The organism is Clostridium sp. UBA3061 (genome assembly GCF_002367465.1).
In the GTDB taxonomy this organism is placed as follows: Bacteria; Bacillota; Clostridia; order Clostridiales; family Clostridiaceae; genus Clostridium_J; species Clostridium_J sulfidigenes.
The window spans coordinates 528953-540781 of sequence record NZ_DFCF01000002.1; the positions used below are offsets into that span (position 1 = coordinate 528953).

Annotated in this window: 9 protein-coding genes; all 9 read left to right on the plus strand. The window is 27.9% G+C overall.

Annotation, left to right across the window (positions count from 1 at the left end; all coding sequences use genetic code 11):
- Positions 1 to 88: 88 nt before the first annotated feature.
- The 9 genes from B2P65_RS02585 (at position 89) to B2P65_RS02625 (ending at position 11814) form a co-directional block, all read left to right on the plus strand.
- A complete protein-coding gene (locus tag B2P65_RS02585) occupies positions 89 to 1150 on the plus strand; it encodes a tetratricopeptide repeat protein (protein ID WP_346848613.1) in 1062 nt (353 codons plus the stop codon).
- Between the two features lie 181 nt (positions 1151 to 1331).
- Complete coding sequence (locus B2P65_RS02590) at positions 1332 to 3173, plus strand: nucleoside-diphosphate sugar epimerase/dehydratase (protein WP_346848614.1); 1842 nt, start codon at positions 1332 to 1334, stop codon at positions 3171 to 3173.
- Positions 3174 to 3224: 51 nt separating this feature from the next.
- Positions 3225 to 4541, plus strand: a complete 1317-nt coding sequence (locus B2P65_RS02595) for a nucleotide sugar dehydrogenase (protein ID WP_346879537.1) — start codon at positions 3225 to 3227, stop codon at positions 4539 to 4541.
- A gap of 155 nt (positions 4542 to 4696) precedes the next feature.
- Positions 4697 to 5797 carry a Gfo/Idh/MocA family oxidoreductase gene (locus B2P65_RS02600; protein ID WP_346848616.1) on the plus strand — a complete coding sequence of 367 codons (1101 nt, stop codon included), beginning with the start codon at positions 4697 to 4699 and terminating at the stop codon, positions 5795 to 5797.
- Positions 5798 to 5810: 13 nt separating this feature from the next.
- Positions 5811 to 7103, plus strand: a complete 1293-nt coding sequence (locus tag B2P65_RS02605) for a flippase (protein ID WP_346877772.1) — start codon at positions 5811 to 5813, stop codon at positions 7101 to 7103.
- Positions 7104 to 7113: 10 nt separating this feature from the next.
- Positions 7114 to 8205: a leucine-rich repeat domain-containing protein gene (locus tag B2P65_RS02610; RefSeq protein WP_346879538.1), complete on the plus strand. Its 1092-nt coding sequence runs from the start codon at positions 7114 to 7116 to the stop codon at positions 8203 to 8205.
- 14 nt (positions 8206 to 8219) lie between these two features.
- Positions 8220 to 9572 carry an O-antigen polymerase gene (locus B2P65_RS02615; RefSeq protein ID WP_346879539.1) on the plus strand — a complete coding sequence of 451 codons (1353 nt, stop codon included), beginning with the start codon at positions 8220 to 8222 and terminating at the stop codon, positions 9570 to 9572.
- A 26-nt stretch (positions 9573 to 9598) separates the two neighbouring features.
- Positions 9599 to 10699 (plus strand): glycosyltransferase family 1 protein, encoded by a 1101-nt coding sequence (locus B2P65_RS02620; protein WP_346879540.1) that lies wholly within the window; start codon positions 9599 to 9601, stop codon positions 10697 to 10699.
- 20 nt (positions 10700 to 10719) lie between these two features.
- Positions 10720 to 11814 (plus strand): glycosyltransferase, encoded by a 1095-nt coding sequence (locus B2P65_RS02625; protein ID WP_346879541.1) that lies wholly within the window; start codon positions 10720 to 10722, stop codon positions 11812 to 11814.
- Positions 11815 to 11829 lie beyond the last annotated feature (15 nt).

Here is an 11829-nt window from a genome sequence, read left to right on the forward strand (position 1 = left end):
ACAAAAAACAGATGATTAAAAATAAAATAAATGGTAATATAGTTTAGTGGAATAAATTAAAAAATATAGAATAGTAAGAAGGTGCATTATGAGTAATGAAAATTATTTTTTAGAAAAACTTGAGAAAATGCTATTTCTTGAAATAAAAAAAGGTAGCAAAATAAATGAATATGTATTTAAAGATAATATATATCTACCAGTAAATTCAGATAAAATAGTTTCCAAAACTAAAGAAGGAGATGATTTATCTAATATTCCTGTTAATTTTTTTATAGAGGGAATTTTTTATGCACTAGGAGCAGATAAAAACTTTAAATTTAATCATGTATATAAGGAAATAATAGAATCCATTCCTAATAGCGTTAATTATATAAAAGGAAAAATATTTGAGAATATTAAAAATGAAAAGTATGAAGATGGATATATATTATTAAAAGGATTATTGGAAGTTGAAATTACAACAGATAATTTAAATAAAGCTTTTATTTTAATTGATGGAATGAGAAAAAATAATATTGTATTTAAAGAAGAGATTATTAAACTTATTGAAATTGGAAAAGAGATTAAGGATTATCCACAACCCTATTATTATTCAGCCTTAGTAAGTTATGAAGATAAAGATTTTGAAAAAGCTCATTTTAATATTAAACAATATATATCATTGGGAGGAAATGTAAGTGAAGAGGTTGAGGTATTAAAAGAGAATCTAGATATAATCAATTCTTTTGATAAGGGGAAAGAACTTGTATATGAAGAGCCAAAGAAAGCGTTAGAAGTATTATTACCACTAATAGATGTATTAGGGGATAGCGCTGAGATATTTTATTATATTGCAGTTTCTTATAGAATTTTACAAAACTATGAAAAAGCTATATACTATTTAAATGAAGCATTATCTATAGATAGTAACTATGTTCAGGTGTTTAATGAACTTGGGATAAACTATGCTTGCTTGAATGATTTCGAAACTGCAATTAAGTATTTAAGGAAAGTATTTGAGGTTACCAAATCTATAGAGGTATGCACTAATTTAATAATGTGTTATATAAATATTAAGGATTTTAATCAAGCAAAAATACATTTAGATATAGCTAAAAAATTAGATCCAGAGGATGAAATTGTAAAGGAACTTGAAGAAACATTAGGATAATCAAACGAAAAAGAATGTATCAATAGAATATAAATAATTAAATAATATTTTATGAATAACTTTGAATGCAATTGTGTTTACATGCAAAAAACAGTATAATAACTGTGATAAACTTTTGAAATTTGCATTTCAAAACATCTTGAAGTATTTGATTACCATAATTGATTTAGGAAGTGAAGTTATGAAAAAAGAAAATAAAAATATAGTTTTAGATGTAATTCTTGTCGCAATAAGTTTATATTTGGCTTTATTACTAAAATTTGATTTCAGGATACAACCTGATTATAGAGAGTTTTTTATATTATCAATAGTTCCAGTTGTAGCATTAACAATTATATTTAATATGATATTCAAACTATATAGTAATATTTGGAAATATGCATCTGTTGAGGAGTTACTATCGATAGTATATTCTATGACTGCTTCTAATATAGTATTTATAATCTATGGTTATTTTATAAGCCACACTATGTTAAAAAGTAGATTTTTTAGATTTCCAATAACTGTTCATATTATATTTTGGCTATTGAGCGTAATAAGCTTAGGTGGAGTTAGATTTTTATATAGAATCATGGAGAATAATGGAACAGATAAAGGATCGATTAACAAAAAAAAGAATTTGTTAATCATAGGTGCTGGAGATGCTGGAGCTATACTTATTAAAGAAATAAATAATAATAGTACTTTGCACTATAAAATTGTTGGGTTGATTGATGATAATATAAATAAGATAGGTAAGAGAATTCATGGAGTAAAGGTTGTAGGAGATAGAAATAAGATTATATCCTTTTGTAAGCAAAACAAAGTTGATGAAATAATGCTTGCGATGCCATCAGTGGATAAGAATACTAAGAAAGAAATTCTAGATATATGTAAACAGGTGACAAAAAATATTAAAACCATGCCAGGTATTTATAAAATTATTGATGATAGCATAAATGTAAATCATATGAGAGATGTGAACATTGATGATTTATTGGGAAGAGAATCGATAAAGCTAAAATCGGAGCATATAGAAAGATATATAAAAAATAAAACAATACTAGTTACTGGTGGTGGTGGAAGTATTGGGTCTGAAATTATTAGGCAAATAGCAAAATTCTCACCTAGAAAAATAATTATTCTGGATATATATGAGAATAATGCTTATGATTTAGAAATGGAATTTAACAGAAACTATCCAGAAATAAATAAACAAGTAATTATTGCTTCTGTAAGAGATATGATAAGAATAGATCAAATATTTGACGAGCACAAACCAGAAGTGGTATTCCATGCAGCAGCTCATAAGCATGTACCTTTAATGGAGGGAAATGCAGGGGATGCAATTAAAAATAATATTTTAGGTACATATAATGTAGCTAAATGCTGTAATAAATATAATGTTAAAAAGTTTGTTTTAATTAGTACAGATAAGGCAGTAAATCCAACTAATGTAATGGGAGCCACTAAAAGATTTTGTGAACTTATAATTCAAGCTTTTAATGAAGTTAGTAAAACAGATTATGTAGCAGTTAGATTTGGAAATGTTCTTGGAAGTAATGGTTCAGTAATACCACTATTTAAAAAGCAAATTGAAAAGGGTGGACCAGTAACTGTAACCCATCCAGAAATAACAAGGTTCTTTATGACTATTCCTGAGGCTGCTCAATTAGTTATTCAAGCTGGTGGTCTTGCAGATGGTGGAGAGATATTTGTATTAGATATGGGTAAACCGGTTAAAATGGTTGATTTAGCAAGAGATTTAATAACATTATCTGGATATAAGCCAGATGTAGATATTAAAATAGAATATGTGGGATTAAGACCAGGTGAAAAGTTGTATGAAGAGCTTTTAATGGATGAAGTAGCACTTACATCTACAGAGCATAATAAAATTTTTGTAGAAAAACCTAAAGATGCTACTATAGAATTTATTGAAGAAGCTATAAAACAGTTTAGAAATGTAGATAATATGACTAAAGAAGAAATAATAAAATTGCTTGAAGAAAAAGTTCCTACATATAAAAGAAAGAAAGACTAAGATATGTAACGAATTGTGTAATGTAATAAATTACTAATAGGAGGAACAATTATGAGTCAATTAAAGGAAGAATTATTATTAAAATTAAAGAATAAAACAGCTAAACTAGGTGTAGTAGGTCTTGGATATGTAGGACTTCCTCTAGCAGTAGAAAAAGCTAAGGCGGGATATGAAGTTATAGGATTTGATGTTCAAGATAAAAAAGTTGTTATGGTTAACAATGGAGAAAATTATATAGGTGATATAGTAGATAATGACTTATCAGCCCTTGTTAAAGCGGGTAAGCTAAAAGCAACTACGAATTTTAGCTTCATAGAAGAAGTAGATACAGTATGTATAGCTGTACCAACACCTCTTGATCTTTATAAACAGCCGGACTTATCCTATGTAGTTAACTCAACAAAAGATGTAGCAAAATACTTAAAGCGAGGAATGCTTATAATTCTTGAGAGCACAACCTATCCTGGAACAACGGATGAAGTTATAAAACCAATTCTTGAAGAAAGTGGATTAAAATGTGGAGAGGATTTCTTTTTAGCATTTTCACCAGAAAGAGTAGATCCCGGTAATAAGGAATATAACACTAAAAATACACCTAAGGTTGTAGGTGGATGTACACCAGAGTGCACTGAGGTTGCAGGAACTTTATACAGATGTGTATTGGATGGAGAAATTATGGAGGTATCGTCACCAGCAGTAGCTGAGATGGAAAAAATTCTTGAAAATACCTTTAGAAATATAAATATAGCCTTAGCTAATGAAATGGCAATATTGTGTAAGAGGATGGGAATTGACGTTTGGGAAGTTATTGAAGCTGCAAAAACTAAGCCTTATGGATTTATGCCATTCTATCCAGGTCCAGGTCTTGGTGGTCACTGTATACCACTAGATCCATTCTACTTGGAATGGAAGGCAAAAGAGTATGATTATCATACAAAACTTATAGAGACTTCAGGTATAATTAATGATTCTATGCCAGAATTTGTAGTTGAGAACGTGATGAAGCTTTTAAACGGACATAAAAAGGCGTTAAATGGTGCAAAAGTACTTGTTATGGGTGCAGCATATAAAAAAGATATAGATGATATGAGAGAGTCACCAACATTGAAAGTCCTTGAGATATTAAACAAAAATGGTGCGGACATAATGATTAATGATCCATATATTCCGTCTTTTAAACATAAAGGTATTGAATATATATCAGTAGATTGGGAAAAAGAAATTGATAATGCTGATATAGTAATCATCACTACAGATCACAGTTGTTACGACTATGAATTGATGATTGAAAAGGCTAAGATCCTTTATGATACAAGAAATGCGACAAAGGATGTTAAAAAAAATAGAGATAAAATAAATAAACTTTAATATATTAAGTGTATTAGATACAGCACTACAATGTCTTTTGTGCTGTATCTAATAATTATGAATAAAAATTTAATAGATAATATTGGTAATAATTAACCATATTTAAAGGGTTCGAGTTTAGTCTTAATCCCTAAAATATATTAGGAGGAATTGGTATGAAATTATTTAATGTAGCTGTTATTGGATGTGGAAGGATATCCTATAAGGGAATAGAAGCAGTGGTTAATAACAAGGAAAGGCTACAGTTGGTATCAACTTGTGACCCTATAGAAGAAAAAGCTATTGCAAAGAAAAATGAATATATTGACAAGTTAGGTAAGGAAGTTAAAGTTAATATATATAAAGATTATAAAGAAATGTTAGAAAAAGAAGATATAGATATAGTGTATATAGCAACTGAAAGTGGATATCATCCAGAAATTGCTATAAATTGTATGAAAAAACATATTCATGTTATAGTTGAAAAACCAATGGCGTTATCAATTAAAGATGCTGATGAAATGATAGCTTGTGCTAAAGAAAATAATGTTAAATTATGTGTATCACATCAAAATAGATTTAATACTGCTATTCAAAAACTAAGAAGTGAAGTTGAAGCAAATAATTTTGGTAAGATGGTTAATGGTACAGCAAGAATACTTTGGAATAGAAACATGGGATATTATGAGCAAGCTCCTTGGAGAGGGACTTATGAACTTGATGGTGGAACATTAATGAATCAATGTATCCATAATATAGATTTACTACAATGGATGATGTGCTCAGATGTTGATACAGTATATGCTCAATGTGATACTTTCTTAAGAGATATTGATGCAGAAGATTTTGGAGCTATATTAATAAGGTTTAAAAATGGTGCCATAGGGATAATAGAAGGAAGTGCTTGTGTGTATCCTACAAATTTAGAGGAAACATTAAGTATTTTTGGGGAAAAGGCAGCTGTTTGCATAGGAGGCCTTGCAGTAAATAAAATTGAAACTTGGAGAATTGAAGGCTCAGAAGAAAGTGAGGAGAAAGTTTTGGCAGCACAAGAAGCAGATCCAGATAGTGTTTATGGATTTGGACATACTTTATTATTTAAAGATGTAGTAGACTCTATCATAGAAGATAGACAGCCACTAGTAAGTGGAGAAGAGGCTAAAAAACCTCTAGAAATAATATTAGCTGCTTACAAGTCTACAGCAACTGGAATGCCTGTTAAGTTTCCATTAGGCGATTTTTCTACTATGGATATGAAGGAAATGAAAAATAAGTAAGTGAGGGTTCACTGTGGGATATAAAAAGAATATAGCAAGTAACTTTGTTACTCAAATAATTACGTCAGTTTTGGCCTTTATAGTGAGCATTATAGTTTCTAGAGTGCTAGGAGCAGAAGGAAAAGGTGAGGTGGCATACTTTCTATTGTTTTTTACAACAATAGGACAGTATGGTCACTTTGGAATAACTTATGCTACACCATATTTTAGTAAGAAGACACAGTATAGTAGTGAGGAAGTTTTTAATAATAATTTTTCTTACATAATGCTAATGTGTGTTATACAATCAAGTTTTGTGATTGTAGCAAAGACTTTTGGATTAATTTTTGAAGAATATAGTTATTTAACTTTATTTCTTGGAATATTAATTTTAGCATTTACTATGATAGCTGAATTTTTATCAACGGTATATATAGGTAATGAAAGAATTATTGAAGTAAATAAAATTACTTTAGCGTCTAATATAATAAAAATAGCATTAACTATAATATTATGGCTTGCAGAATTATTAAATATATATACTTATTTGTTAGTTTTATCTTTACCAGTTATATTTAATTCAATACTATTAATGAGAAAATCAAAACAAAAGTATAAATTTGAAATAAATAAAGTCTTAATGAGTAAGGAGTTTAAATTTGGAATAAACATATATCTAGCAACCTTATTTATTTTCATGAATTATAAAATTGACCAATTTTTTATAAAGTTTATGTTAGGAACATCTGAATTAGGAGTTTATAGTGTATCGGTATCTCTAGCAGAACTTCTATTTTTAATTCCTGGTAGTGTAGCAAGTGCAATTTTGGGAAGATTATATAATATGAAAAACGATACTCCGGAAGAAAGGGCTAGACTTACTAGTAATACTATAAAAGTTACTTTTTATGTAACATTCCTTATTATGATAATAGGTATTCTATGTACGCCTATTATTCCAGTTTTATACGGGAAACAGTATATGGGTGCTATAGTACCTACAATTATATTATTTGTAGGAATTTTATTTGCATCAATAGGAAAAATTTCGTCATCATACTTCCAAAGTTCTGGAGAGCCAAAAGTACACTTATATATAACCTTTTCAGTATTTGCTATAAATATTGTTTTTAATGCAGTGTTGATACCACTTGTTGGTATAAATGGTGCTGCTATTGCTTCAAGTATTTCATACTTTGCATATGGAATAATATATGTAATTATCTTTATTAGAAAAGAAAAGTTTACATTTGAAGGATTATTCCTATTTAGTGATAGTGATAAAGAGATGATTAGACAAGTAAAACGCAGAGTTTTAAAAAGATAATGGAGGGAACATGAAAAAATATTTAAACTATATTAAGAACAATAAAAAAATAGCTACTATAGGGATAGCTATAATAGCTTTAGCTGTAATATGTATATTTGTAGGGATTAAAGTTAGTCTTAATAATAAAGAAAATGCTGAGAAATATAAAGGTGATAAGGGTGTATTCTTTGAAGATAAGAATTTTGAGAAAGCCATAAGAAAAGAAATAAATAAATATATAGGAAAAATATATGAAAGTGATTTAGAAAAAGTTAAGGCTTTAAATTTAAGTGAAAAGAAAATAGAAAGTATTGAGGGAATACAATATTGTATTTCTCTTACTGATTTAAATTTAAGTAAAAATAAAGTCACTAGCATAGAACAACTAAATGAGCTGACATATCTTAAAATATTAAATTTAAGCTCTAATCAAATAGAAGATATAATTCCATTATCAAACCTTAAAAATTTATTAGATTTAGATTTATCAACTAATAATATTCGTAATATTGAGCCTTTAGGTAAAGTTAAAGGTGTAGTATCTTTAAATATAGCGAAAAATAATATAAGTAAGATAGATTCATTGGTGAATCTTAAAAACCTAAAAATTTTGAATTTGGCTAATAATAGAATTACTAAAGTAGATGATTTAGTTAAGATGACAGAATTAGTAAACCTGGACATTTCTAATAACTCAATTATGAACTTAAAAGGAATTGAGGATCTGCTTTATCTTAATGAACTTAAGGCTAATGGAAATGGAATAGAGGAGATAAATAGTCTTAAGAACATTGAATATTTACAGATTTTAGAGTTATCTAACAATAATTTAAGCAATTTAAGTTTTATTAAAGATAATATAAATCTTCAAAATCTAATTGTATCCTATAATGACATTTCAGATTTAAATGATATAAGTAAGTTAGATAACTTAGAAAAGTTGGGAATAAGGTATACTAGTATAGAAAATGTGGAGTTATTAGCAAAGCTACCAAGTTTAAATGAATTATATATAGATGATAGAATTGATAGAACACCACTATTGGATATGAAGACTAGATTTAAAAATGCTGATACAAAAACTAAAGAGTTTTTTATAAATAATATATACAATAAGTAAAGGAAGAAAAGTTTATGGCTTTAAAAATATTAATAGTTGCATTAGGATTAACATTAAGTACTTACTTGTTCAAAAAAGCAGCAGGAACATTAAGTGTAAGAAAATTAAATTTAATATCCTATACATTTTATTTATTTATACTTCAAACATATATTGGTACTAGTTTAGTATTTCTTGGAGACAGAGAACATTATACTATTACATATATTTTAAATAATGATACCATACCTAGAACATTTTTTTATGTACTGTTAACAGCTGTACTACTTCCTTTAATTATAATTTTTCTGTACAAATTATTAAAAGTAGATATCAATTATATATATAGTGAGTATTTAAGTAAAGAAACTAATGTAGATAATGAGCAAATAGTATTTTACATAGTATTAGGGATTTCAAGTATTTCTATAATATTAATGATTATGTTATTTGTAAAGATAGGATATGTACCATTGTTAAAGATGGTTTTTGCTGAGCCAGGGTTTAACTTTAAAACAGCTAGAATAAACATATCTAACGTTACAATAATACATGAATATGTGAAAAACATACTTATACTTTCTTTAATACCTGTATTTTCATATATATCTTTTGTATATGTCTATACTACTAAAAATAAAAGATGGATAGTGCTATTTGGAGTCTTATTTATATGTTCACTATTTACTAAAACGTATAATTTTGCAAAGACGCCAGTTATATTTTATTTGTTCACATTTGTAATAATATATATTATGTTAAATGATGGTATAAGGAGACATTTGTTATATGTGATAGTAGGGTGTTTGGGTGGAGTGATTTTTTTACTTTACAAAGTTATGGGATATGCATTAGAATTTTCTATACACACTGGTCCTATAAGTAGAGTAATATTTACACAAGCAGGAACCCTTATGTATCATTTTGATTTCTTTCCTCAGCATTTTCCATTCTTAATGGGAAGAAGTTTATCTGGTACAATAATTAAGGTATTAAGTTCAGATTTGACGCCTCTAAGGTCTGCCAAAGTAATTATGGCTTTTTATGGTTCAAGAAGTGTATATGAAGGTACTGCTGGAGTAATGAATGCACTTTTTATTGGAGAAGCTTATGCAAACTTTGGTGCAATTGGATTGCTTTTAAGTATAGTATATATATCTTTATTGTTTGGAATGATATACTATTTGTTTACTAAAAAATTTCGTAAAACGGCTCTTAATGTAGCTTTATTTGGAATTTTAACTAGTGAATTAGCAAGTATAACACAAGGTGGTTTTTTTGATTTTATATATAGTGCAAATATAATAATAATAGTTTTATTATTTATATTTGTTAATTATTTAAGTAAGTTTTTAGAAAAGAAGATAAATAAGGGATATAAAGGGTAAGAGTTCATTAGAAAGTAGGATATAAAATGAAGAAATGTATTGTATATTTTCCTTTTAAAATTCATGAAGAGCATCCGAGCGCTTCTAATCTACGACCAATAAAAATAGTAAAAGGGTTTAAAGAGTTAGGGTATGAGGTTGAAGTTATAAAGGGGTATGCTGCTGAACGTAAAAATACTATAAAAAAACTTGAAAATAAAATAGAGAACGGTGAGAAGTTTGATTTTATTTACATGGAAAGCTCAACAGAACCAACACTTCTTACAGAATCACACCACATACCAATTCATCCTTTTTTTGATTTCAAATTTCTTAAATTTTGTCGAAAAAGAGGAATTAAGGTAGGATTATTTTATAGGGATATTCATTGGAGATTCAGTCAATACAAAAATACTGTTTCAACACCTAAAAGGGCAATAGCATATACATTTTACTATTATGATTTATTAAAATATAAGAGTTCTATAGATGTTTTATATTTGCCATCCCTAAGAATGGAAAAATATATACCTATAAAACTAAATAAACCTATTTTAGAATTACCATCTGGGTGTGAATTTATAGAAGCTACAGGACAATTAGATATATCAAAAGATAAATTTTCTATCCTATATGTTGGAGGTCTTAATAGGGAGCTTTATAATATCGAAGAAATGGTTAAAGCTGTAGCTAATAATGAAAGATTTACTTTAACTATCTGCTGTAGGCAAGAAGAATGGGAAGCTAATAAAGGGTACTACTATGAATATTTAAATGATAGAATAAAAATCATACATGAAAGTGGTAATGAACTAGATAAAATTGCGATTAGTGCGGATATGTTTTCTTTAATAGTTGAGCCTACAAGTTATTGGGAATTTGCAATACCAATGAAATTATTTTCTTATATTTCTTACTGTAAACCAATTTTAGGAGTAAGTAATACCGCGTGTGGTGAATTTATTGAGAAGAACAATATAGGATATACTACTAAATATAATGAAGAGAATATTGAAAATATATTAAAATATGTAGAAAAAAATTATAGCAAAGATTATGATAGAATGAAACTAGCAATGAGTGAAGCCTTTGAAAATAATACTTGGGAAAAAAGGGCTTATGCTGTGGTAAGAAGCCTACATAAATAGTAGATATAAGAGGTGAAAAAATGAAGATTTGTTATTTATCTGATGCAAATAGTATACATACAAAAAAGTGGTGTAAATTTTTTAAGACTAAGGGATATGATATACATGTAATTTCATTAAATGATGGTGAAATAGATGGAGTTACTGTACATAGTCTAAAAATACAATTAGATAATGTTAGAAATGGAAGTTTTATGAATAAGATTCAATATCTTACGTATACAGGGAAGGTTAAAGCTTTAGTTAATGAAATAAAACCAGATATACTGCATGCACACTATGCAACTAGTTATGCGTTTTTAGCTGGAGCTACTAATTTTCATCCTTACGTTATTTCTGTTTGGGGAAGTGATGTTTATGATTTTCCAAAACAGAATATATTATGTAGAAAATTTGTTGAGCGAAACTTATCTAAAGCAGATGTATTGCTATCTACAAGTAAAGTAATGGCTGAGGAAACCAAGAAATATACTAATAAATCTATAGAAATAACTCCATTCGGTGTAGATATTAATTTATTTAAACCTAATGAAAATAAATATGATAATAGAGAAGAGATAGTAATCGGAACAATTAAAGCTTTAGAGGCTAAATATGGAATTGAATATTTGGTAAGAGCTTTCGGTAATTTAGCGAAAAAGTATGATAATATTTACCTGGAAATAGGGGGAATAGGATCTCAAAAGGAATATTTAGATAACCTATGTAAAAAATTAAATATAGAGAGTAGAGTTGAATTTTTAGGATTTATAACTCCAGAAGAAGTAGTGCAGTCATTTAATAGATTTGATATTGCAGTATTTCCATCTACTTTAGATAGTGAAAGTTTTGGGGTAGCTGCTGTAGAAGCTCAAGCTTGTGGAACCCCAACTATAGTATCCAATGTAGGTGGGTTACCAGAAGCGACATGCCCTGGAAAAAGTAGTATTGTAATTCCTAAGGAAGATACTATTGCCCTTGAGAAAGCTATAGAAAAGTTAATTACAGATGAGGAACTAAGAATTTCTATGGGAAAATACGGAAGACAATTTGTTGTTAATAATTACAATGTTAAAGATAATTTTAATAAGGTAGAGGTTATATATAAAGAATTGTTAAATAGTCAACATAAGTAAGCTAAAAGGAGTATA

What these genes read in the sequence shown, in the direction of transcription:
- B2P65_RS02585 (WP_346848613.1), top strand. Translation starts at nt 89, where the DNA reads ATGAGTAATGAAAATTATTTTTTAGAAAAACTTGAGAAAATGCTATTT.
- B2P65_RS02590 (WP_346848614.1), top strand. Translation starts at nt 1,332, where the DNA reads ATGAAAAAAGAAAATAAAAATATAGTTTTAGATGTAATTCTTGTCGCA.
- B2P65_RS02595 (WP_346879537.1), top strand. Translation starts at nt 3,225, where the DNA reads ATGAGTCAATTAAAGGAAGAATTATTATTAAAATTAAAGAATAAAACA.
- B2P65_RS02600 (WP_346848616.1), top strand. Translation starts at nt 4,697, where the DNA reads ATGAAATTATTTAATGTAGCTGTTATTGGATGTGGAAGGATATCCTAT.
- B2P65_RS02610 (WP_346879538.1), top strand. Translation starts at nt 7,114, where the DNA reads ATGAAAAAATATTTAAACTATATTAAGAACAATAAAAAAATAGCTACT.
- B2P65_RS02615 (WP_346879539.1), top strand. Translation starts at nt 8,220, where the DNA reads ATGGCTTTAAAAATATTAATAGTTGCATTAGGATTAACATTAAGTACT.
- B2P65_RS02620 (WP_346879540.1), top strand. Translation starts at nt 9,599, where the DNA reads ATGAAGAAATGTATTGTATATTTTCCTTTTAAAATTCATGAAGAGCAT.
- B2P65_RS02625 (WP_346879541.1), top strand. Translation starts at nt 10,720, where the DNA reads ATGAAGATTTGTTATTTATCTGATGCAAATAGTATACATACAAAAAAG.